This window comes from Arthrobacter sp. B1I2, assembly GCF_030816485.1.
Taxonomy (GTDB): domain Bacteria; phylum Actinomycetota; class Actinomycetes; order Actinomycetales; family Micrococcaceae; genus Arthrobacter.
The window spans coordinates 3,939,611-3,962,420 of sequence record NZ_JAUSYC010000001.1; the positions used below are offsets into that span (position 1 = coordinate 3,939,611).

At 67.6% G+C, this 22,810-nt stretch carries 15 protein-coding genes and 1 pseudogene; 9 read left to right on the plus strand and 7 right to left on the minus strand.

Going from position 1 to position 22,810, the window contains the following annotated elements:
• Positions 1 to 64: 64 nt before the first annotated feature.
• Positions 65 to 445 carry a nitrite reductase small subunit NirD gene (gene nirD, locus QFZ57_RS18285; RefSeq protein WP_306901200.1) on the minus strand — a complete coding sequence of 127 codons (381 nt, stop codon included), beginning with the start codon at positions 443 to 445 and terminating at the stop codon, positions 65 to 67.
• A gap of 258 nt (positions 446 to 703) precedes the next feature.
• On the opposite strand from nirD, the pseudogene nirB reads away from it, so the two are divergent.
• From nirB to QFZ57_RS18315, 6 genes and pseudogenes are all read left to right on the plus strand, one after another.
• Positions 704 to 3,347: pseudogene (nirB, locus tag QFZ57_RS18290) on the plus strand (nitrite reductase large subunit NirB).
• A 2-nt stretch (positions 3,348 to 3,349) separates the two neighbouring features.
• A complete protein-coding gene (gene cobA / locus QFZ57_RS18295; protein ID WP_306901202.1) occupies positions 3,350 to 4,381 on the plus strand; it encodes a uroporphyrinogen-III C-methyltransferase in 1,032 nt (343 codons plus the stop codon).
• 14 nt (positions 4,382 to 4,395) lie between these two features.
• Complete coding sequence (locus QFZ57_RS18300) at positions 4,396 to 5,562, plus strand: uroporphyrinogen-III synthase (RefSeq protein WP_306631901.1); 1,167 nt, start codon at positions 4,396 to 4,398, stop codon at positions 5,560 to 5,562.
• 202 nt (positions 5,563 to 5,764) lie between these two features.
• Entirely contained in the window at positions 5,765 to 6,646 is an 882-nt protein-coding gene (locus QFZ57_RS18305) for an FAD-dependent oxidoreductase (RefSeq protein ID WP_306631902.1), read from the plus strand.
• A gap of 89 nt (positions 6,647 to 6,735) precedes the next feature.
• Positions 6,736 to 7,470 carry a deoxyribose-phosphate aldolase gene (deoC, locus tag QFZ57_RS18310; RefSeq protein ID WP_306901204.1) on the plus strand — a complete coding sequence of 245 codons (735 nt, stop codon included), beginning with the start codon at positions 6,736 to 6,738 and terminating at the stop codon, positions 7,468 to 7,470.
• 52 nt (positions 7,471 to 7,522) lie between these two features.
• On the plus strand, positions 7,523 to 7,786 hold the full coding sequence (locus QFZ57_RS18315; protein ID WP_306901205.1) for a hypothetical protein: 264 nt from the start codon (positions 7,523 to 7,525) through the stop codon (positions 7,784 to 7,786).
• A gap of 72 nt (positions 7,787 to 7,858) precedes the next feature.
• Here QFZ57_RS18315 and QFZ57_RS18320 read toward each other — a convergent pair whose 3' ends face one another.
• Entirely contained in the window at positions 7,859 to 8,671 is an 813-nt protein-coding gene (locus QFZ57_RS18320) for a metal-dependent hydrolase (protein ID WP_306631905.1), read from the minus strand.
• Between the two features lie 6 nt (positions 8,672 to 8,677).
• Entirely contained in the window at positions 8,678 to 12,427 is a 3,750-nt protein-coding gene (gene mfd / locus QFZ57_RS18325) for a transcription-repair coupling factor (protein WP_306901206.1), read from the minus strand.
• Positions 12,428 to 12,657: 230 nt separating this feature from the next.
• On the opposite strand from mfd, the gene QFZ57_RS18330 reads away from it, so the two are divergent.
• Genes QFZ57_RS18330 through QFZ57_RS18340 form a run of 3 tightly spaced genes read left to right on the plus strand, consistent with a single transcriptional unit; the run spans position 12,658 to position 14,928 of the window.
• Entirely contained in the window at positions 12,658 to 14,163 is a 1,506-nt protein-coding gene (locus QFZ57_RS18330; protein WP_306901207.1) for an SDR family oxidoreductase, read from the plus strand.
• 42 nt (positions 14,164 to 14,205) lie between these two features.
• Entirely contained in the window at positions 14,206 to 14,703 is a 498-nt protein-coding gene (locus QFZ57_RS18335) for a DUF2505 domain-containing protein (protein ID WP_306631908.1), read from the plus strand.
• A 3-nt stretch (positions 14,704 to 14,706) separates the two neighbouring features.
• Entirely contained in the window at positions 14,707 to 14,928 is a 222-nt protein-coding gene (locus QFZ57_RS18340) for an SCO4848 family membrane protein (protein ID WP_306901209.1), read from the plus strand.
• A gap of 88 nt (positions 14,929 to 15,016) precedes the next feature.
• Here QFZ57_RS18340 and sufU read toward each other — a convergent pair whose 3' ends face one another.
• The 4 genes from sufU to QFZ57_RS18360 all read right to left on the minus strand — a co-directional run bounded on the left by sufU (position 15,017) and on the right by QFZ57_RS18360 (position 22,758).
• Positions 15,017 to 15,466, minus strand: a complete 450-nt coding sequence (gene sufU, locus QFZ57_RS18345) for a Fe-S cluster assembly sulfur transfer protein SufU (protein ID WP_306901211.1) — start codon at positions 15,464 to 15,466, stop codon at positions 15,017 to 15,019.
• A 23-nt stretch (positions 15,467 to 15,489) separates the two neighbouring features.
• The gene (locus tag QFZ57_RS18350) at positions 15,490 to 16,815 is read right to left on the minus strand and encodes a SufS family cysteine desulfurase (protein WP_306901213.1); all 1,326 of its coding nucleotides are present in this window, start codon (positions 16,813 to 16,815) and stop codon (positions 15,490 to 15,492) included.
• Between the two features lie 560 nt (positions 16,816 to 17,375).
• A complete protein-coding gene (locus QFZ57_RS18355; RefSeq protein WP_306901215.1) occupies positions 17,376 to 19,970 on the minus strand; it encodes a helix-turn-helix domain-containing protein in 2,595 nt (864 codons plus the stop codon).
• Between the two features lie 52 nt (positions 19,971 to 20,022).
• Positions 20,023 to 22,758 (minus strand): helix-turn-helix transcriptional regulator, encoded by a 2,736-nt coding sequence (locus QFZ57_RS18360; protein ID WP_306901217.1) that lies wholly within the window; start codon positions 22,756 to 22,758, stop codon positions 20,023 to 20,025.
• Between the last annotated feature and the right edge of the window lie 52 nt (positions 22,759 to 22,810).

The window sequence follows — 22,810 nt, forward strand, 5'->3', positions numbered from 1 at the left end:
TTAAAACCCGAAAGGGGCGCCTGGGCTGTGAATGGCCCAGTGCCCCTTGAAGGCGTGGAAACTGCTAGAGCTGCACCTCAACGAAGCCGTCAGTGACCCGGGTGCTGAACGCTGCCAGCCGCAGGCCGGGAGTGGTGAAGCATTCGCCGGTCTCAAGGTCGTAGACCTCCTTGTGCAGCGGGGAGGCGATGGTGGGCCGGGTCCCTTTGGAGCCGAGGATGCCGCGGGCCATGACATGGGCTCCGGTAGCCGGATCCTCATGCGCCACGGCGAAGACTTCGCTCGGGCCGGTGCGGAAAAGCGCCACCTGGCGGCCTGCCACCAGGGCGGCCTCGCCCCACGCCGGTTCGAGCTCCTCCACCGCGCAGACACGGTGCCAACCGGTATGGAATCCAGCGATGTCTGATTCGGCGGCGAGCGCCCCAAGTTCCAGTGTTGCCGTCATATCCGGCTCCTTTCCCTGTGCCTGTTGTCCTTGCAGCGGCTGCTTTTGCGGCCGTGTCCCACGCTAGGGTCCGGGTGTTTCAACGGGGTGCGGCGAATGTGTCCGGCGCGTAAAAGAGACCTAACCCGGCCGGAAACGCGATCGTGATGCAGAAGTTAAGTTGACGAAACAATTGGGAAACTGAGGCGAAACTGCCCTTTCCTAGGCTGGAGGCACAAGCTGCAGAGCACCGTCTGCGGCCCATGCGAAAGGCCCACAGTGACCGAACTGACTTCAAGCACAGAGACACCGCGCCGCATCGTCGTCGCCGGCGGCGGCCCCGCGGCCCACCGTTTTGCGGACGCCATGCATGCCCGCGGCCTCGACGGCTGGCATGTCACGGTCCTCACCGAAGAAGCCCACCTCCCCTACGACCGGGTGGCGCTCTCCAAGGCACTCACCGATACCGGCGTGGACCTCACCCTGGGAACGGCCTCGATGTGGGACCACGGCTCGCTGGTCCTGAAGACCGGTGAACGCGTGGTAAAAATCGACGCAGGCGCAAAGACGGTGGAAACCGCTGCCGGGAAGGCGTACGAATACGACGAACTGGTGGTGGCCACGGGCTCGGACGCCGTGCGCCTGCCCATCCCCGGCGCCGAGCACGCCCACGTCTACCGCACCCTCGAGGACGTGTGGGCCATCAACAAGGCCATCGCCGAACTCACCAACAGGCTCGGCCGCAAAATCAACGCCGTGACCATCGGCGGCGGCCTCCTGGGACTCGAATCGGCCGCCGGCACCGAGCAGCTCGGCGCAACCCCCGTCGTCATCAACGGCGCACCGTGGCTGATGAACACCCAGCTGGACGAGGGCGCCGGCCAGGCCCTGGGCCGCCTGATCGAGGCGAAGGGCTTCGAAGTGCACGGCGGCGTGTTCCCCTCCGAGATTCTGACGGACGACGACGGCCAGGTCACTGGTGTGCTGATGGCGGACGATCGCATCATTGCGGCCGACCTGGTGATCGTGGCGGTGGGCGTCAGGCCGCGGGATGAGCTCTTCCGGGCCGCCGAGGGCGAAGACCAGCTCTTCAGCCTGGGCCAGCGCGGCGGCGTGGTGATCAACGACTATTGCGCCACGGAGGTCCCGGGCATCTGGGCCATCGGTGAAGTGGCCAACTTCGGCGGGATGTGCCTGGGCCTGGTGGCACCGGCCAACACCATGGCGGAGATCGTTGCGGACCGGCTGCACGGCGGCGACGCCACCTTCCCCGGGTTCGACACCGCCACCAAGCTGAAGCTTTCCGGCGTTGACGTGGCCAGTTTCGGTGACGCCTTCGCCCGCACCGAGCACGCCCTCGAGATCGTCTACGCCGACCCCGCCCGCGGTGTGTACCAGAAGATCGTGACGACGGATGATGCCAAAACACTGCTCGGCGGCATCTTCGTCGGCGACGCCTCGCCCTACATGAGCCTGCGCCCCCTCCTGGGCCGTGAACTCCCGGCCGAACCGGGAGCCTTCCTGAGCGCGGCCGGTGGCGGCGAGGCCCCCGAGACCGAACTTCCGGATGACGCCACGCTCTGCTCCTGCAACAACGTCACGGCCGGGTCCATCCGCGACGCCATCAACGGCTGCGGTGCCTGCCAGGGCAATGCCCCCGTCCAGGAACTCGGCGAACTGAAGGGCTGCACCCGCGCCGGAACCCAGTGCGGTTCCTGCGTGCCGATGCTGAAGAAACTGCTGGAAACCGAACTGACCAAGTCCGGCGTCGAGGTTTCCAAGGCCCTTTGCGAGCACATCGAGCTCTCCCGGCAGGAACTGTTCGACGCCATCCGCGTCCTGGAGCTGACCTCCTTCGAAGAGATCATGGCCAAGTACGGCACCGGCGCCGGCTGCGACATCTGCAAGCCCACCATCGCCAACATCCTGGCCAGCCAGAACAGCGCTTACGTGCTGGACGCGGGCCGCGGCACCCTGCAGGACACCAACGACCGCGCCCTGGCCAACATGCAGAAGGACGGCACCTACTCGGTGGTCCCCCGCATCGCCGGCGGCGAAATCACCCCGAAGAAACTGGGCGTCATCGCGGCCGTTGCCGAGAAGTACGGCCTCTACACCAAGATCACCGGCGGCCAGCGGATCGACATGTTCGGCGCCCGGCTGGAGCAGCTCCCCGAGATCTGGAAGGAACTGGTGGACGCCGGCTTCGAGTCCGGGCAGGCCTACGGCAAGAGCCTGCGCACGGTGAAGTCCTGCGTTGGTTCCACCTGGTGCCGGTTCGGCGTCCAGGACTCGGTGGCCATGGCCATCCAGCTGGAACTGCGCTACCGCGGCCTGCGCAGCCCGCACAAGCTGAAGATGGGTGTCTCCGGCTGCGCCCGTGAATGCGCGGAGGCGCGGGGCAAGGACGTCGGCGTGATCGCCACCGCCGACGGCTGGAACCTGTAGCGTGGGCGGCAACGGCGGAGCCACCCCGGCCCACGCCCAGCTCCTGGCCAAGGACCTGGACGACGAAACCCTGATCAAGTACATCGACCGCTACTTCATGTACTACATCCGCACCGCGGACCGCCTGCAGCGCACGGCCCGCTGGCAGGAGGAGCTCGACGGCGGCATCAAGCACGTTGTGGACGTGGTGGTCAAGGACACCCTGGGCATCGCGGCGGACCTTGAAGCCGCCATGGCCAAGCATGTGGACACCTATGTGGACGAATGGGCAGACACCCTCAAGGACCCCGAGCGCCTGCGCCGGTTCCGCTCGTTCGTCAACGCGCCTGACCAGAAGGACGACTCCATCACCTTCGTCCCGGACGAGCGCGGCCAGATGCGTCCCGCCACCCCCGAGGAAAAGGGCAAAGTCCTGATCGGCGCGTCCATCCCGGTCCGGACCGCCACCACGGAAACCATCGGAAACGAGGCATAACCATGCAGCTCAGTATCGACCTCACCGGCCGGAACGTCCTGGTAGCCGGCAGCCCCGCTGCCGCGCGGCAGGCGGTGCGGCGATACGAAGCCGCGGGCGCCGTCGTCCACCGCCTTGGCAGCCCCGACGAGGCCCGGTTCGTCCAGCTGCCGGAACAAGTGTTCCTGGTGGCCGCCGTCGAGGATGGACAGCCCGGCTGGTCCGCCCTCCTGGACCGCTGCCGGGATGCCGGCATCCCCATCGCTGCCGAGCCTGCCGCCGGCCCCGCCGGACACGTCACCCTGGTGGGCGGCGGCCCCGGCACCGGCGACCTGCTCACCGTGGCGGCCGTCAAAGCACTCCGTGATGCCGACGTCGTGTTTTACGACCGGCTGGCGCCGTACCAGGAACTGCCGCTGCTGACGTCCGCGGAACTCGTGGACGTCGGAAAGAAGCCGGGGCACCACAAGGTCAGCCAGGCGGACATCGAAAAGCTGATGGTGGAAAGCGCGCTGGCCGGCAACAACGTGGTCCGCCTCAAGGGCGGGGACCCGTACGTCTTTGGCCGCGGCGGCGAGGAAGTTGCCGCCTGCGTGGCTGCGGGAGTCAAGGTCCAGGTGGTATCCGGCGTCACCAGCGCCATCTCGGTGCCGGCCGCCGCAGGTATCCCGGTGACCCACCGCGAAGTCAGCCACATGTTCACCGTGGTTTCCGGGCATGCGCCGCTTACTGAGAAGGAGCACCACCACCTTGCCGGCCTGGGCGGGACCATCGTGGTGCTCATGGGCATCGGCACCCTCCACCAGCTGGCGGCGGGCCTGCGCCGGGCCGGCATGCGCCCCGACATGCCCATGGCCGTGGTGGAACGCGGCTATCGGCCCGGCCAGCGCACCACCATCGCAGACCTGGGCACCATCACGTCCGCCGCTGCCGGCTGCAGCAACCCGGCAGTGCTGGTCATCGGCGAGGTGGTGCGGGTGGCTGAAGCCAACCGGAACCACGCCGGTGCCGCCGCCGACCTGGACAGGCTGGCGGCCTCGCTGCTGGGATCATGAAAGGATTGACCCCCATGACCGCACTTGCACCGGCTGAACCAACGCAGGCCGAACCGACGACGCAGGCCGAGGAAGCCACCGACGCCGCGGAGTCGCCGCTCGAGGGGTTCCGCATCGGAGTGACCTCGGACCGGCGCTCGCGTGACCTCATCGAGGCCCTGGAGCGCCGGGGTGCCGAAGTGCTCCACGCGCCGGCGCTGAAGATCGCTCCCGTCCAGGAGGATATGCGCCTCATTGAGGACACCAAGGCCATCATCGCGGCCAGGCCGGACCTGTGCATCGCCACCACCGCCTACGGCATGCGCCGGTGGTGCGAGGCCGCGGACTCCTTCGGGATCGGCGACGAACTGCTGGAGACGCTGGGGAACTGCCGCATGTTCGTCCGGGGGCCCAAAGCCCGCGGCGCCGTACGCGCGGCCGGCCTTGCCGACGTCGGCATAAGCAGCGACGAAACCACCTCCACCCTGGTGGACATGCTGCTCACTGAAGGCGTCCGGGGCAAGACCGTCGCCATGCAGCTGCACGGCTACACTGACGTCCGCCAGATCGAGCGCCTGCGGATGTCAGGCGCCACGGTCCTGACCGTCACGCCCTACCGCTGGGTGAAGCCCGACGGCGAGGACAAGCTGCCGCGGCTGATCGAGGCCGCCTGCAGCGGGAACCTGGACGTCCTGACCTTTACCAGCGCCCCCGCCGTGGACGCGATGTGGAGCACCGCCCATGAGATGGGCCTCTACAAGCAGCTGCTGGAGAGCCTGAAGCTGAACGTCACCACGGCCGTGGTGGGTCCCGTGACCGCCCAGCCCCTGCTCGACGCCGGCGTGACCCCGCTGATCCCGGAACGGTTCCGGATGGGGGCCCTCATCCGGCTGGTCTGCGAACACTTGGCACTGAACCATGTCCGCCGGCTGGAGACCCGGTCCGGGAACATCGAGCTTCGCGGCCGCAGCCTGCGGATCGACGGCCAGGTGGTTGAACTGGCGCCGGCTCCCCTGCTGCTCCTGCGCGCCCTGCTCGGTGCCGGCGGCGCGGTCCTGTCCCGTGAATCGCTCTCCGACCTGCTCGAACTCCGGGGTTCCGTGCACGCGCTGGACATGACGGTGAGCAGGCTGCGTTCGTCGCTGCCGGACGGCAAGCTCATTGAGACGGTGGTCAAGCGCGGCTACCGGATCCGCGTCTGACGTGCGGAAACCGGGCGAATGTGTCGGCTGGCGGGCGGATGAGAGGTGCGTCACGGGTTCTGTTACCAGCCGGTAAATATTGGCGAACACAGGCCGGATAAACAGCAATGGACGGGTAACACAACTGAAAAAGCAGGCCCTTACGCTGGGTTCCATCATGAAGTTCCGGCCGGTTCCCGGCCGCCACCGAAAGGGCCAGCACATGTCCGCTCCGGCACCCTCAACGTCCACCTCCGCCGCAACCCGCATTGTCATCGCCGGCGCCGGCCCCGCTGCCCAGGCCCTGGTGGCACAGCTGGACCGCGCACGGTTCGCCGGCACCATCACGATGCTGAGCAACCGCGATGACACTCCTGAGAAACTGCTGGAGCTGGCTATGCTTCCCCAGGTTTCCGTGCGCTTCGGCCAGCCCGCCAGCCACATCGACGCCGCAAAGAGGACCGTGGCAACGGCCGACGGCATGGAATTCACCTACGACCAGCTGGTCATCGCCACCGGCTCAGCCCCTGTGGCCAACCCCGTGGACGGCGCCGCACAATGCTTGAGCTACGCCACCATCGATGACGCCCCGCGGATTGCGGACGGCGTGCAGGCAGTGGCCCGGGAGCTGGGCCGGCGCCCGGTGGGGATCCTGGTGGGGACCGGCGCAGCGGCAGGGCAGGCCGAAGCGGTGCTCCGCGCCAAGGGGGTGCGGCCCATCCGCACCACCGCCCGGCCCGCAGCCGTCATCCCCGCCGTCGTTTCAGCCGGGTCATCTTCCCCCTTCGCCGCCTCCGCCGTCGTTTTCGAGGACGGCAGCAGCATGACCGGCGACCTGGTGGTCCTGGCCGAGGAACGGGTAGCCCGCGACGGCCTGGCCGCCAGCGCCGGCCTGCGGACGGCGGCCGGCGGCGGCATCGAAATCAGCCGCGACTTCCGCACATCCGTCCCGGGGATCTGGGCCATCGGTGACGCAGCAGCGTTCGACGGCGTGCGGCTGGGACTGCTGGTGGCAGCGGCCTCGGCGGCAGGCGCCTGCGCCACCCAGCTCCTGAGCGCAGCGTCGGCAGCGCCGGCAGCACCCGTCCTGCAGGCGGCTGCCTGAGCCGCCTGCTGCGGCGCGGTGCGCTGTGACAAGATGGTTCCCGAAACCGAGTCAACGACGGGCCCACGAGGCCCTCCGGGAGGACCATCATGAGCAACGAAGCCACCGTACACACAGGCGCCGTTCACGCAGGCACCGCTGATCCCGCCGCGCCCGCGGACATCGCCTCCTTCATCGACCACACGCTGCTCAAGCCCGAAGCCTCGGAGGCTGACGTGCTGAAGGTCTGCTCCGAGGCAGCCGAGTACGGGTTCAAGTCGGTGTGCGTCAACCCCATCTGGGTCAAGGCCGTCACTACCGCGCTCAAGGGTTCCGGGGTCCTCACCTGCTCGGTGGTGGGCTTCCCGCTGGGGGCCACCCCCACGGATGTGAAGTCGTTCGAAGCCCGCGGCGCCGTCCTGGACGGCGCGGATGAGGTGGACATGGTAATCAACATTGCCGCCGCGAGGGCCGGCGACAAGGGCGCCCTGGCGGAAGACATCGCTGCCGTGGCCGAGACCGTGCACGCAGGCGGCGCCATCCTGAAAGTCATCATCGAAACAGCGCTCCTCACGGATGAGCAGAAGGTGCTGGCGTGCCAGGCTGCCGTGGAGGCCGGGGCGGACTTCGTGAAGACCTCCACAGGTTTCAACGGCGGCGGCGCCACCGTTGAGGACGTGGCCCTGATGCGCCGGACCGTGGGCCCGTACCTGGGGGTCAAGGCCTCGGGCGGCGTACGGTCCCTGGCCGACGCGCAGGCTATGATTGCAGCAGGTGCAACACGAATTGGTGCCAGCTCCGGAATTGCCATTGTCAAGGGTGAACAGGGTTCAGCCGCTTACTGACCCGGGCCGGAAGCCGCCACAGATCAAGCCCCGCGGGGCCGAGGAGGAACACATGTCCAGCCAGATCAACGCTTCCAGCCGGGACACGGCGTCGAACCACGAATCCGTCCGGACCCCGCAGAACGAAAACAGCCTCGCCACCAGCATCATCCTGTTTGTGGTCTGCTTCGCACTGTTCCTGGGCGCCATCTACTCGCTGTCCTTCCTCAGCCTGGGCAACCCGTGGCCGATGGCCGCCTGCCTGGTCCTGTTTGCCCTGGCGTTCTGGATTCCGCAGACCATCCTGGGCCGCTCGGACTCCGCAGGCGAGCACTAAGCTCCATCAATACTGAAAGGACCCCGGACAGTGTCCGGGGTCCTTTGCTGTCTGCTACCAAAACCAGAGCCTCTAAAACCATAGCCTGATCCAGGCTCCCGCGGCAGCCGCTGCCCGGCCCCAATGGTGCTGTGCGGTCGCCCACCCTGCCATGGACATCCCCACCATGGCGTACGCGCTGACCGGAATCAGCACCAGCCACTCCCGCTTTGAACCGGCACGCCCCAGCAGGGGCAGCGACAGGGCGCCGTTGGCACGCCAGACGTTCCGCAGCAGGGGCAGCCGGCGCAGCACTTTCGGCGGACGGACCACCAGCGGCCAGAGCAGCGGCACTCCCCCGGTGGTGATGAGGTCACCAACAATGTGCACCACCACCCCGATCAGCATCGATGTGGGCAGCCAGGTCCACTGATCCGGCGCGTAGACGGTGACCAGGCCCGCCATGACCAGTGCGAAGATCCAGTTGGAGATGAAGCCGCTTTTGGGAAAGAGCTTCAGCGCCTTGGCTGCAATGTTGATCAGGAACATGCACAGCAGCCCGGCGCCAACGGACAGCCGGCCCCAGGCTGTGTCCATGTGCACCTGCGATGCCAGGCCGGCAAGGAACACGAATACAGCGGCACCCAATATGGAGTGCGTGCCCTGCCGGTGGCCCCCGCTGGCATTTTCAATGCCGCGGGCAATCACGTTGGACAGCGGCGGCAGCGAGTGGGCCACGGTGCTTGCCCTGTGGTCCCAGTCGCACACCAGCGCTGTGCCCGCAGTGGCCATGCCGCCGATGAGGATGCCCGTGGGATCCAGCGGGTACCAGCCCAGGGTGTAGGGGCCGGTGGACGCAACAGCTACCCACGCCGCGGCTCCCGACGCGGCGTGGTGTCCTCCCATCAAGGGCTAACCGCTGACTGCCGGAGCGGCGAGAGGCGCGTCCGAGAAGATGTTCCGGATCACGCCGTTGGCCCATTCCAGGATCTCGGCGTCCTGCAGGTCCCGGCCGCCGATCCGCGCTGTCTTGGGCTTGGGAATGAGCACGGCGTCCAGGGCCGGCTTGGACTGCGAGCCCGGGTACATGCGGTTCAGCCGCATGATCTTGGACTCCGGGAGGGTTGCCGGGGAGAACTTGATGAAGTTGCCCTGCAGGGCGACGTCGGACAGGCCGGCTTCGCGGGCTCCCACCCGGAACCGGGCCACTGCCACCAGGTTCTGGGCGGGCAGCGGCAGTTCGCCGTAGCGGTCCACGAGTTCGGCCTGGACCTCGTCGATGGCCTCATCGGTCAACGCGGCAGCGAGCTTCCGGTAGGCCTCCAGGCGCAGCCGCTCGCCCGGAACGTAGTCGTGCGGCAGGTGCGCGTTGACCGGCAGCTCGATCTTCATCTCGGCGGCCTTTTCCTCGGCCTCGCCCCGGAAGTCGGCCACGGCTTCGCCCACCAGCCGGATGTACAGGTCGAACCCCACCCCCTGGATGTGGCCGGACTGTTCACCGCCCAGCAGGTTGCCGGCGCCGCGGATTTCCAGGTCCTTCATGGCCAGCTGCATGCCGGCACCGAGCTCGTTGTGCGCGGCCACGGCCTTGAGCCGTTCCAGCGCCACCTCGCCCAGCGGCTTCTCCGAGGGGTACAGGAAGTAGGCGTAGGCGCGTTCCCGGCCCCGGCCCACACGGCCGCGGAGCTGGTGCAGCTGGGAGAGGCCGTACTTGTCCGCGCCGTCCACGATCAGGGTGTTGGCGTTGGAGATGTCCAGGCCGGTCTCGATGATGGTGGTGCACACCAGCACGTCGAAGCGCCGCTCCCAGAAGTCAACGATGATCTGCTCCAGGCGGCTTTCCGACATCTTGCCGTGCGCCACCTCCACCCGTGCCTCGGGCACCAGTTCGCGGATCTTCGCGGCGGTCCGCTCGATCGTGGACACCCGGTTGTGGACCAGGAACACCTGGCCCTCACGCATCAGCTCGCGGCGGATGGCGGCCGAGGCCTGCTTGTCCGTGTACGGGCCAACGTACGTCAGCACCGGATGCCGTTCCTCCGGCGGGGTGGCCAGGGTGGAGGTTTCCCGGATGCCGGTGAGGGACATTTCCAGGGTGCGGGGAATCGGGGTGGCGCTCATGGCCAGCACGTCCACGTTGGTGCGCATCTTCTTCAGCGCTTCCTTGTGCTCCACGCCGAAGCGCTGTTCCTCGTCCACGATCACCAGGCCCAGGTCCTTGAACTCGAAGTCCTTGGACAGCAGGCGATGCGTGCCGATCACCACGTCCACGGATCCGCTCTTGACGCCTTCCACCGTCTCCTTGGTTTCCTTTGTCCCCTGGAACCGGGACAGGGCCTTGACCCGCAGCGGGAACCCGGAGAACCGCTCGGTGAACGTTTCATAGTGCTGCTGGGCCAGCAGGGTGGTGGGCACCAGCACTGCCACCTGCTTGCCGTCCTGAACGGCTTTAAAGGCGGCCCGCACAGCGATTTCCGTCTTGCCGTAGCCCACATCGCCGGAGACCAGCCGGTCCATGGGGATCTCGCGTTCCATGTCCGCCTTGACCTCGTTGATGGTGGTCAACTGGTCCGGCGTCTCCACGTAGGGGAAAGCCTCCTCGAGCTCGCGCTGCCACGGTGTGTCCGGGGCGAAGGCGTGCCCGCGGGAGGCCATCCTGGCCGAATACAGCCGGATCAGCTCACCGGCGATCTCCTTGACGGCCTTGCGCGCCCTGGACTTGGTGCTGGCCCAGTCAGCGCCGCCCATCTTGCTCAGCACGGGAGTGTCGCCGCCCACGTAGCGGGTCACCTGGTCCAGCTGGTCCGTGGGAACGAACAGCCGGTCCCCGGGGGCGCCGCGCTTCGCCGGCGCGTACTCCAGCACCAGGTACTCGCGCACGCCGTCGCCGCCGCCGGCCACCTTGCGCTGGATCAGTTCCACGAACCGGCCGATGCCGTGCTGTTCGTGGACCACGTGGTCCCCCGCCACCAGCTGCAGGGGGTCCACGGCGTTGCGCCGCTTGGAGGGCATCCGCCGCATGTCCTTGGTGGATCCGGCGGAGGTGCGGCCCAGGAGGTCGGCCTCGGTGAGCAGGCCCAGTTTGAGGCCGTCCAGCACAAAACCGCGGCCGACGGCGGCAGTGGTCACCTCGATGATGCCCGCCTGGGGCTCGTGGTCCAGGCTGTCGACGCGGGCGCACGGGATGTCGTTTTCGTGGAAGAGCTCAGCAAGGCGCTGGGCAGGCCCGGGGCCTTCGGTGGCCACCACGATGCGCCATTGGTCGCGGACATGCGAGCCGATGAAGGCCATCATTTCCGCCACGTCGCCCTGGTAGCCGCGGGGCTCCCGGGCGTGCAGGTTCAAGACATCGATCTCGGGCAGCAGTTCCGCGTCCTGTGCCAGGGACGTGATGGACCACCAGGAGACACCGTGCTCCAGCGCGGACCCACGGGTTTCTGTCAGTGACCTGAAGCTGGCGGAATGAAGCGCGGCGGACGCCTGGGAGCTGAGGTCCAAAGGCGCGGCCCCGCCGTCGGACGCCGTGGACCACGCCGCCTCCAGGAACTCCTCATTGGTGGCGGCAAGGTCGTGGGCACGGGTGCGCACCTTTTCCGGTTCGATCACCACGGCGATGGAGTCCGCCGGCAGCTGGTCCATGAACGGAACCATCGCATCCACCAGCACCGGCGCCAGGGACTCCATGCCCTCCACCGCGATGCCGCCGGCGATCTTCTCCAGCATGTCCGCCGCGGCCGGAAGCTGGGCCTTCAGGGTGGCCGCCCGGGACATGACGGACGGGGTGATCAGGATTTCACGGCACGGCGGGGCGTGCAGCTCGGTGGGGTGGTGGATGCCCGGCGCGGACAGCGAACGCTGGTCAGCCACGGCGAACCAGCGCATCTGGTCCACCTCGTCCCCGAAAAACTCCACGCGGATGGGGTGGTCCTCCGTGGGCGGGAAGACGTCGATGATCCCGCCGCGGACGGCGAACTCGCCGCGGTGCGTGACCATGTCCACCCGGGCGTACGCGGCGTCCGCGAGGCTCTTCACCACGTCGGAGAACGGAACGTCCTGGCCCACCTTCAGCGTGACGGGAATTAGGTCGCCCAGGCCGGCCACGATCGGCTGGACCACGGCGCGAACGGGCGCGACGACGACGCGCAGCCGGCCCGCCGTCGAACTTTCCGGATGTGCCAGGCGGCGCAGCACGGACAGCCGGCGGCCCACGGTGTCCGAGCGCGGTGAAAGCCGTTCGTGCGGGAGCGTCTCCCAGCTGGGGAACTCGGCCACCGAATCCGCGGGCAGGTAGGCGCGCAGGGCCGCGGACAGGTCCTCCGCCTCCCGGCCGGTGGCAGTGACGGCCAGCACCACGCCCGGTGCCGCACCGTCGGCCTGTTCTGCCGTGGCAGCCACGAGCCCGTCAGCCATCTCCGCCAGCAGCACCGGACGAAGCCCTGCCGGAGCGCTGATCTGGTAGTCCTGCCCGCGGACGGCAAAGCCCCGGGCCGCCTCGGCGCGGACCCGGGCGAACGACTGGTCCGGTGCCAGGGCGCGGCGCAGCCCGTCCAGCGACGGGGCCGTGCCTGACTTGCCGGTGCCGGACTTGCCCGTGCTCGACTTACCGGCGCTGGATGTGCGCGTGCTGGATGTGCCGGCGGCGGACTGGCCGGGATGACTCATGGCAGAAACTCCTGTGGTGTTCATCGGGATCGCAGGCAACGCGAAAACCCGAAATTCGCTGCGAATCCCGGGTACTCCCAGCCTACCGCGCAGGAACGACATGGCAGCGCGGGACAGGTGGATTGGCCTAGGCTGGCAGCGTCGAGCCAAATTCGATCGCAGCAGCCGTCCGGACAGGCCGCCGCTCCGAACCGCAAGGTACGAACAGTGCAGGACGAACAGGAGCCAGCATGACCTCAACGAGCGCCCAGCCAACACCAAAGACCGTTCTTGTCACCGGTGCCACCGGCTACATCGGCGGCCGCCTGGTGCCCAAGCTCCTGGAAGCAGGCCACACAGTCAAGGTGCTGGTCCGCTCGCCGGACAAAATAGCCGGCGTGCCCTGGCGGGACAAAGTGGAGGTAGTGGAAAGCAGCCTCGACGACGGCGACGCCCTCCGCGAAGCCCTGGCCGGCGTCGACGTCTTCTACTACCTCGTGCATTCCATGGCCGCAGGTGCAGGATTCGAAGCGAAGGAAAAGGCCATGGCCAGGACGGCCGCGGACGCTGCAGAGGCCGCCGGGGTACGCCGGATCGTCTACCTGGGCGGCCTGCATCCCCAGCGCGTGGAGCTCTCCACCCACATGCGGTCACGGGAGGCGGTGGGGAAGGTCTTCCTGGACAGCCCGGTGGACGCCGTCGTATTCCAGGCAGGCGTGGTGATCGGCTCCGGTTCCGCCTCCTTCGAGATGATCCGGCATCTCTCCGAAACGCTGCCCCTGATGCCGGCGCCCAGCTGGGTGCGCAACAGGATCGAAGCCATCGCCGTACGCGATGTCCTCTACTACCTGGTGTCCGCAGCGACGCTGGAGGGCCCCATCAACCGGACCTTCGACATCGGCTGCCGGCAGGTGCTGACCTACGCGGGGATGATGAAGGAATACGCCGCGGAGGCGGGCCTGCCCTACCGGGTGGTGCTGGCGCTGCCGGTGCCCGCGCCCAAACTGGCCGGCATGTGGGTGGCGCTGACAACACCCATCCCGCTCTCCATGGCCGTGCCGCTGGTCCAGTCGCTGCAGCATGACGCGGTATCCAACGAACACGACATCGACCAGTACATCCCGCAGCCCGACGGCGGCCTCACCGCCTACCGCGCTGCGGTGGCCCTGGCGCTGGGCAGGGAGCGGGACGGCCAGGTGGAGACCACCTGGGCCAATGCCGGCGCCGACTCCGATCCGCTTCCCAGCGACCCCGAGTGGGCGGGGCACAAGGTGTACATCGACGAGCGGACGTTCCACGGCGATGTGGACCCGGCCCACGTCTGGACGGTCATCGAGGGCATCGGCGGCCGCAATGGCTGGTATTCACTCCCCCTGGCCTGGCAGGTCCGGGGCTGGCTGGACAAACTGACCGGCGGCGCCGGCCTGCTGCGGGGCCGCCGGCACCCGCACACCCTTGCTGTCGGCGAAGTGGTGGACTGGTGGCGGGTGGAGCGGATCGAGCGCGGCAGGCTGCTGCGGCTGCGCGCGGAAATGCGGGCGCCGGGGCGGGCCTGGCTGGAGCTCTCCGTAGAGCCGGACGGCACAGGCAGCCGCTACCGGCAGCGCGCCATTTTCTTCCCCAAGGGACTGAGCGGACGGCTTTACTGGCTTGGCGTGCTTCCGTTCCACAGCGTCATTTTTCCGGCCATGGCGCGGAACATTACCGCTACCGCGCAGAAACTGGCGGATGCGGAGCCCTCGCCGATCACCCCGTAGGATGTTGGAGGCTTAATCCGTTCCCACGTCCCAGGAGGACCCATGGCGCTGAGCGCAACCACCAACCTTCCGCACCCCGTTGACAGTGTTGCCGCTGTGCTGGTGAACGAGGATTTCCAGCGCCACGTCAGCCAGCTGGTGGGCGGCAGCCTGGAGTCCTTCACTGTGGACGGTGACATCGCAGGGGCCTTCAACGCCACCTCCGTGCGGACCCTCCCCACCACGCGCCTGCCGGAATTCGCCCGGAAGTTCGTTGGGGAGCACCTCAAGGTGACCCAGGTGGAAAGCTGGGAAGCCCCCGCCGCTGACGGCTCCCGCCAGAGCAACATTTCGCTGAAGATCGCGGGCGCTCCCGTGGATGTCACGGCCGTACAGCGCCTGGTGGCGGATGCCGGCGGAACCCGTGTGGAACTTGAAGGCGCCGTGAAGTCCTCCGTTCCGTTCCTGGGCGGCAAGATCGCCGACGCCGCCGAGCCCATGGTGGCCAAGGCTCTGAACCTGCAGGCCGCCCAGGCGCAGGCCTGGCTGGAAAGCCACTAGCCCGTGCAGCTTCCCGTCTTCGCCGCGCTGGTCCTGATCGTCGCCGGCGTCTGGTCACTGGTGGTCTGGCCCCAGTTCCTCCGCCGCGTGATGAAGGATCCCCGGGCCCGCGATGCGGCAGGCAAGGCAACGAAATTCCTGACCGTGCACATGGTGCTGGTGACCATCTCCATGGTGCTCGGACTCGCCACCGCAGTGATCGGCGTCCTCGGCCTGCTGGGCTGAATCAAACGGTCTCCCTCATTGACAGACCCGTTGCACAACAACAGCCCGGGTCTTCCTCCTGCTGGAGGAAGACCCGGGCTGTTTTGGCTTAGGCTGCCTGGTTGAGGGCGTCCTCCGCGGCCACCCAGGAAATCATGGCGCACTTGACCCGGGCTGCGTAGCGGGCCACCCCCTCGAACGCCGCGGCATCGCCCAGCAGCTCAGGATCCGCATGGATCTTGCCCCGCGAGCGAAGCACCTCCCGGAAGTTGTCGATGACTTCATGCAAATCGGCCACAGTCATGCCCTGGGCGAGGTCGCTGAGGACGGACGCCGAGGCCATGGAGATGGAGCAGCCGGCCCCGTCCCAGGCAACTTGCGCCACTTTGCCGTCCTGGACGGCGAGCCGGAGCGTGACTTCGTCCCCGCAAACCGGGTTGAGCTGGTGCGACTGCCCAGTGGAGGTGCCCTGGGGCGCTTCCGTGGCGGCGAGCCCGCTGCCGTGGCGGGCTTTGGAATGGTCCAGGATGATTTGCTGGTACAGCTGGTCAAGGCTCATGGTGTCGACTTTCCTCTTCTCCGCTAGGCGCGGAAGTAGGCCCGGACGCCGGCTACGGCTTCAAGGAAGCGGTCCACGTCGTCCGTCGTGTTGTACAGGTAGGCGCTGGCGCGGGTAGTGGCGGTCAGTCCAAGCCTTCGGTGCAGCGGCTGGGCGCAGTGATGCCCCACGCGGACGGCGATTCCCCGGGAGTCCAGGAACTGCCCCACGTCATGGGCGTGGACGCCTTCGACGTCGAATGCGGCAAGGCCAATCCGTTCCTTTCCGGCGGCTGGGCCCAAAACCCGCACGCCGGGTATGGCTTCCAGCCCCGCCACCATGCGCTGGCCCAGTCCGGCCTCCCACACGTGGATGCGGTCCAGTCCGGTTTCGGTGAGGTAGTTCGCGGCGGCAGCCATGGCCACAGCCTGGGAGATGCGCTGGGTGCCGGCTTCGAAGCGCTGGGGCGCCGGAAGGTATTCGGCCCGTTCCATGGTGACGGTGGTGATCATCGACCCGCCGGTCAGGAAGGGCGGGAGGATGTCAAGGAGCTCCTGCCGCCCGTAAAGCACGCCAATCCCCGTGGGGGCCAGCATCTTGTGGCCGGAGAAGACCGCGAAGTCCACGTCGAGTTCTTTCACGTCCAGGGACAGGTGCGGAGCGGACTGGCAGGCGTCCAGGACAACCAGGGCGCCGGCGGCATGGCCAAGGTCTGTCAGTTCCTTCACCGGGTTGATGATTCCCAGGACGTTGGAAGCGTGGGTGAAAGCCAGGACCTTCGTGCGCGGGCCGACGATCGCCCCGGCCTGGTCCATGCGGAGGCTTCCGTCGTCCGCGATGGGGATGTACCGCAGCGTGGCCCCGGTACGGAACGCCAGTTCCTGCCATGGAATCAGGTTGGCATGGTGCTCCATCTCGGTCACCACGATTTCGTCCCCGGGCCTCAGGGCCAGCCCCCTGAGCGCCTGGTCGCCACGACCCTGGGCAGCCCATAACCCTGCATTGGACAGCGCATACGACAGGAGGTTCAATCCCTCCGTTGCGTTCGACGTCCAAATGGTCTCCGCGTAGTCGGCACCAATGAAGTCGGCAATGGTTTGGCGGGCATCTTCGAAGACTTCTGTGGCCTCCACCGCAAGATGGTGGGCGCCCCGGTGCACAGCAGCATTGCGCTGCTCGTAGAATTCCTGCTCGGCTTCGATGACGCTCACGGGGTTTTGTGAAGTGGCCCCGGAGTCGAGGTAGACCAGCGGCTGTCCGTTGACCACCTGGTTGAGGACCGGGAAGTCATTGCGGATGCGCAGCACCTCCGCGTTGTCCATGACCGGTACGGCACGTTCCAGTGTGGCTGGCGTTGATATTACGGCCAAAACGAACTCCTCGGGCTGCCAATGTCTGACACCCAATTGTCCCACACACGGCTGCGGCGGCCGCCCGGGAGGGGCGGCCGCCACCGCTGCCCCGGGCTTCAGCCGAGGGAGCAGAGGGCCGGCGACGGCTGGGGGGAGAGTCTCGGTCTCAGAAGACTCTGACGTCGCCGGCCCCGTCTGTACCCGGCCCCTGGGGACCGGAAGTTGAGAGGGCCTAAATGTCCTGCTTGGCTGCTCCACGGCCTCCGTGCTGCCGCTTTGCTTTGCCTCCTTAAGTAAAGCGGCTGGTGGCCTCCCGTACACGAGTAGGGAGTACTCGAATCCCCGGAGGCGCACTACCGGGGTGGCACTCCTGCGCACCACACGGTGCACGGCAATGGGCCCGGGAGTCCGACGGCGGGCCGGCGGCCTGGGGGCAGAGGGGCTTGCGGGCAGGGGCTTGGGGCAGCCCGACGGCGGCCGCCCGGCAGCAGGGAGCGCCCGGCAGCAGGGTGCACAGGACAGCAGGGGGCCTGCGGCAGAAGGGAACGTGCGGCCGGAGGCGGTTTGAAGGCCAGAACCTACTTCGGGAGGGCCGCTTCCAGCTCATCACGGCTGCGGACCCCGAGCTTGACGTACGTGCGGTACAGGTGGCCTTCCACAGTCCGGACGGAGACCATCAGCCGTTGCGCTATTTCGCGGTCGGTCAGGCCCTGCACGGCCAGCTCGACGATGTCCTGTTCCCGTTTGGTGAGGCGGACGGTGGGCGCCGCGGCGATGAAGCGTCCTTCCCGGAACCGTTCACCCAGTTCGTGGTCGCATTTTTCGCGCTGGGCAATGGCCTGGCGCGACCGTCGGCGTTCCCCGGCCTGGTCCAGAACCGTGCTGGCACGGGCGTAGGCTTCACGGGCCATGTTGACAAAGCCTGCCTCCTCCAGCGAGGCAGCCGTTGCCATGAGGGTGTCGCCGTCGGCATTTTCCCAGGCGGTGGCCAGGGTCAGCAGCGCCTCCGCCCAGCGGCCTTCCACGTCCCGGGCCGCTGCCTGCACCATGGGGACCACCGAGGGGTCCCCCAGGTCCCAACACATTGTCAGGACCTCAAGGAGGTTTCCGGTGCGGGCAGAGGCCTCTGTGGTGGTCATTAACGTCTGCAGCGCGGCCAGGCCCTTGCCGTCACGCACCAGGTATTCAGCGGCCGCAGCCACGTAGGCCTCGGCAAGGAGGTCATGCGCAGGCCAGCCGGCCTCGGCGTCCTTGTGATCCTGTTCCAGGCGTTGTGCCTGCTCCGTATCGCCAAGCCGGGCTGCCGCGTAGAAACCGAGTGCGGTGCCAAACCGGTTCAGATGCAACGGGTCGTTGAGCCTCAGCGCTTCGACGGCGGGCAGCAGGACCTGATACGCGCGTTCCATTCTCCCCTGCCGCAGCAGCGAGTAGCCCTGGAGCAGCTGTAGGCTCCCGTCGAAGGTGGCCGCACCCGGTACATGCCCGGCGGCGTAGTGGTTGATCTCCCGCTCAGCCGATTCCCATTCCCCCATGGCGAGGTAGTCGGAGACGAGCCGTCCCAGCACGAACTCAGGGAAGAAGAACAGGCTGCTTTCGAGCGGGGGAAGTTCCGAGGCTGCCAGCAGTGCGGCCTCCAACCCCTGGACGGGGCGTCCCGCCGAGGCAAGGGCGTGGGCCAGGAGACCCTCCGCCAGGGCGCGGAGCGGTTCTCCTCCGGTCTCTGCCGGGCGGCGCTTCCGCATGACGTCCACTTCGTCGTTCAGCGCCGGGAAATTCACCTCCGCACCGAGCTGCAGCAGGTGCAGGAGCTCTTCCTGCCAGCTCCTTTCGCCGTCACCGGAAGGCGCGCCGTGCTTTTCGACGTCCTCCGCCACCACCCCCAGGGGGCGGCCAACGGCCTGGTGGGCCGAGACCCGGAGCAGCAGGACGGCCGGCCCCTCGGGGTCTTCAGCCAGCGGGAGCCAGCACCGGTCAAGGAGGGCGGCGGCTTCCGCATAGGCGCCCTCGTTATAGAGCGCCCGCGCCTGGATAGCCTGGGCGAGCGGGACCATTGCGGGGTGGTGGATGCGGGCCGCTATGGACCGTGCACTGTGGTTGCGGAACCTCAGCAGGGCCTCCCTGGCCGCCGCCAGCATCTCGTCGTCGCTGACCCTGACACCGCACTCAAGGGCCCACTCCACGGACCGCAACCGGCCCTCCCCCCGCAGCTGGGCGGGGTCCTGGCGGGCTTTGACCTTCTCGAGCAGCTGGAGGCTGCGGGAGACCGAAACGGTGTTCCTGATAGCGTCCGCAAAGAGCTCGTTCCAAATCGAAAGCTCGGCCGGGATGCCGGGGGCTTCCACGATCATCTGCTGGTCCAGCAGGGAGCGGACCACTGCCGCCCCGCTGATGTCTTCGATAACCTTCCTGCCCACCGGCCCGGCAAGGGCAACGAGCTTCAGGGCTTCCTGCTCCTCGGGCCGCCGCCGGAGGTGGTCTTTGGCAACCACGCCCGCGAGGCGCGGCCCGTCTGAGGGCAGGGAGCCCAGGAGCATCCAGATTCCGTTGCGCTTGGCCAGGACGCCGGCTTCAGCGGAGTCGTGGAGCAGGGCGTCGAGGATCCGCGGGTTGCCGCCTGATGCGTTCCATATGGAGTCCACGGTTGCGCCGGGAACGGTCCCGTCCAGGACGTGGCCCAGGACCTCTTCGACCTGGTCACGGTTGAGGGGCCGGAGGTCCACGCGTTCGGCAAGGCCGTCATACCAGAGCTGGTCGAGCGGCTGCGGCAGTCCCGGGCGGGGACGGGCGGCCGCAATTACTGTCGCCCACCCGGCCGAAATCACCTCAGCCAGCACGCCTGCGGAAGCGTCATCCAGGTGGTGGGCATCGTCCACGGCAAGCAGGACTGCTCCCCCGTTGCCGGACTTAAGCGTCTCGAAGTAAGACCACATGGAGCGGAGCACCGCGACGGGCGAGACGGATTCCTCCGCAGTGAGCTCCCCTGTATAGGGGGTCAGGACACCGAATGGGACCCCGGCCAGGGCCGAGCTGGCGTGGATGCGCAAAATCTTCATGTTCCCGGCAAGGCGCTCGGTCACGGCGTCAGTCACGGCCGATTTTCCAATGCCCGGTCCGGCCATGATGAAAACGGCCCGGTGGGTCCCGTTCCGGACCATGTTGACGATGCGTTCCACCGGCTCCCGGCGGCCGGTCAGGAGCCGATGCGCAGCCGCCGGCTTGTGGCCATTAGACGAGTCCAGTCAGATCACCCCTTGAAGTCACGCCGAGTTTGGTGAAGACCTGGTACAGGTGGCCTTCCACCGTGCGGACTGACACACCCATTTCCATGGCGATATCGCGGTTTGAAGCCCCGCGTCCGGCCATGCGGGCAATCTGCCGTTCCCGGCTGGTCAGCAGCGGGCTCCCGCTACTGGGCACGATAGGAAGGTTCGCCACAGTGGCAGCCAGGATGTCCAGCCGGGCCTGCGCCGTCCGCGCTGAAAGGGCATCCCCGTCCTGGCGGGCGAAGTCCACAGCCAGTGCCATGAACCGGGCTTCGACGGCGTCGAGTTCAAGCGTGGCTGCGATTTCGCCGCCGGCAAGGAGGGTCTTGGCATCTTTTGTCCTGCTGCCGACGGCGATCAGCCGCGAGACTTCGGCCAGCGGGCCCTGTCGGTGGCCGGCAATATCCTCCAGGAGGCGGAAGTCCGGATCGCTGCCATTCACGGTTGCTGCCAGCAGGTAGATCCCGGCCACCGTGTACCGTCCTGCCTCCACGTTCCGGCGGGCCCCTTGCTTCAGGCCTGCCACCGCCTCCGAGTCACCCAACCAGCGACCAGCGACGAGCGAGCAAAAATCGATAATGCTCTCCGTGGCGAACCCTGCGCTGCCGGGTGTCCTCTGCAGTTTGGCGAGGTACTTGCGGGCGAGCGCCGCGTTGCCGGTCTGGGCGTAGGCCAAAGCTGTGGCCGCATAGGCGGTGCGCAGCGCAGCCTGGACGGGCTGCAACTCCAGCTGGGCGGCGGCGGAGATCAAAGGCTCCAGCGCTGCTTCACCGCGGCCGGAAAATGCAAAGGCCACCCCGGCCGCGAGTTCGGTGGCGGCGCTGCGGTACGGGAGCCGGTGGGGCTGCCCGGCGCTGAAAGGGCTGAGGAGGTCAATGCAGCGCCGCCACTGGCCGGCCATCAGCGAGACGAAGTATGCCTCCCTGGTGTAGCGCTCACGCAGGCCCACGATGTGCGACGCGTCGGTGAGCTGGCCACCGAGTTGGCGCATGAGGCCCAGCGCCTCCATCTCGCGCCCTGTCAGTGCAAGGGCGCCCATCAGGATAACCGCGGACTGGAGCCGGAAGCCGGTGTCCGGGTTCGCGGCAGGATCGGCCGCCCGCTCCAGCGCCGGGATCATGGCCACGTAATCGCCGGCATGGGCCTGGTATTCGAATTCGCTTAACGCGATGCGGTTCGCTGCCACCGCTGCGGGTGCGGGCCAGGAAGAGTGGAGGGCCGCTTCATCAAGCCGTTCCCGCGCCGCGGCGAGCAGTTCCCGGACTTTGCCCGCCTGCTCCGGAATGGAGAGCATGACCCGCACTTTGGCGGCGACCACCTCGGCGTATTCCTCGGGATCCAGGCCCTCGAGTTCGGGGTGGGAAATGCCGTCCAGCGCGCACAGGGCCTGCACCGGCATGTCCAGCTGAAGATACGCCGCAGCCTTCTGCCGCTGCGCCGGTGCCCACTCGGCGTCGGTCCGCTGCACCATCTCCGCGTAGGTCAAGGCAAAACGGGGGTCGAACAGCTGGACTGCGGCTTGGGCCGCCGCAAGTGCCAGCGCCGGGCTCAACGCGGCCTCGCACTCATGGGTCCAGGCGGCGAAAGAGATCAGTTCTTCCACTGTCATCGTCGCCGGATCCGGCTCGTGGCCGCCCAGCAGTACGCTGCGAAGCTCCCGCCGCCGGGAAATACTCAGCCAGGTCCTCACCACGTCCCCAATATATTTCTCCCGCAGCGAGACCCAGCGGTGCTCGGAGTCGTCGATCTCAAGCAGGCCGCCGTCTTCCATGTCCGCAACCACGTCGGCACCGTAGATCGCAGTAAGGCTGGACAGTTCCACCCGCCGCGCACAGGACAGCATCTCCATGACGTCCCGGGTCTCGGGTGTTTCCCGCGACCACCGGGACCGGACGATGTCATCAAGGCTGGCAGCACCGTCGAGCACCACTTTGTCCCGCAGCGTCCAGACGGAATCTGACAGGACCAGGTTGCCGGAAAGCTGCTGTTCGGTGACCAGGGCCTTGAGCAGCAACGGATTTCCCCCCACCATCTGGTGGTAGGTAGTGACCAGGGACGAGGCGACGCGGTGCCCCAGCAGGGACAGCAGGACCTGCCGGGTTTGCAGCTCGTTGAGGTTGCTGAGCCGCACTTCCGTCAGCTTCCGCTCCGTCAGCAGCCAGTGGAAGTCTGCCGGCAGATCGCTGGCATTGGGGGCAACCGCGATGATCTTCGCCGTACCGGTTAATAGGACATTCAGCAGGACCCCGGCACTCATGTCGTCGATACTGGCGGAGGTGTCCAGGGTGATGACACAGGGCCTTCCAGCGGCGTCGCTGCGGATGAGCGAGGTAATGCCGCGCAGGATGGCGGTGGGCGACCCCATGTACGCCTGCGGCAGCCGGGCCAGCAGGAACGAAAGGCAGCCATAAGGGGCGGTGGAACCGGAATGGCCGCTCCGGAGCTGCAGCGACCAGATATCGGGACCCAGGTCTGTCACCGCCGCGCGGGCCAGGGAGGACTTGCCGACGCCCCTGGCCCCGGTGATCACAACTCCAAATGAGTTTTCGCTGGTCAGGGCCGCGTGGACGGCGTCGAGGTTGGCGCTTCGTGCAGGTACGGACCATTTCTGGCCCTCCGGCGCCCTGGAAGGAGGCGTGGGCAGCCCGTCACCTTGCGGTGTTGACCCACGTTCCCAGCTGAGTGGCTCGATTGACATGAACTTATCCCCTACATCCTGCATTAGCGGGATGTAGCCCCTTTGCTCCCCC

What these genes read in the sequence shown, in the direction of transcription:
- QFZ57_RS18360 (WP_306901217.1), bottom strand. Translation starts at nt 22,758, where the DNA reads ATGTCAATCGAGCCACTCAGCTGGGAACGTGGGTCAACACCGCAAGGT.
- QFZ57_RS18320 (WP_306631905.1), bottom strand. Translation starts at nt 8,671, where the DNA reads ATGGGAGGACACCACGCCGCGTCGGGAGCCGCGGCGTGGGTAGCTGTT.
- QFZ57_RS18305 (WP_306631902.1), top strand. Translation starts at nt 5,765, where the DNA reads ATGTCCGCTCCGGCACCCTCAACGTCCACCTCCGCCGCAACCCGCATT.
- cobA (WP_306901202.1), top strand. Translation starts at nt 3,350, where the DNA reads ATGCAGCTCAGTATCGACCTCACCGGCCGGAACGTCCTGGTAGCCGGC.
- nirD (WP_306901200.1), bottom strand. Translation starts at nt 445, where the DNA reads ATGACGGCAACACTGGAACTTGGGGCGCTCGCCGCCGAATCAGACATC.
- QFZ57_RS18315 (WP_306901205.1), top strand. Translation starts at nt 7,523, where the DNA reads ATGTCCAGCCAGATCAACGCTTCCAGCCGGGACACGGCGTCGAACCAC.
- sufU (WP_306901211.1), bottom strand. Translation starts at nt 15,466, where the DNA reads ATGAGCCTTGACCAGCTGTACCAGCAAATCATCCTGGACCATTCCAAA.
- QFZ57_RS18330 (WP_306901207.1), top strand. Translation starts at nt 12,658, where the DNA reads ATGACCTCAACGAGCGCCCAGCCAACACCAAAGACCGTTCTTGTCACC.
- QFZ57_RS18300 (WP_306631901.1), top strand. Translation starts at nt 4,396, where the DNA reads ATGACCGCACTTGCACCGGCTGAACCAACGCAGGCCGAACCGACGACG.
- mfd (WP_306901206.1), bottom strand. Translation starts at nt 12,427, where the DNA reads ATGAGTCATCCCGGCCAGTCCGCCGCCGGCACATCCAGCACGCGCACA.
- deoC (WP_306901204.1), top strand. Translation starts at nt 6,736, where the DNA reads ATGAGCAACGAAGCCACCGTACACACAGGCGCCGTTCACGCAGGCACC.
- QFZ57_RS18335 (WP_306631908.1), top strand. Translation starts at nt 14,206, where the DNA reads ATGGCGCTGAGCGCAACCACCAACCTTCCGCACCCCGTTGACAGTGTT.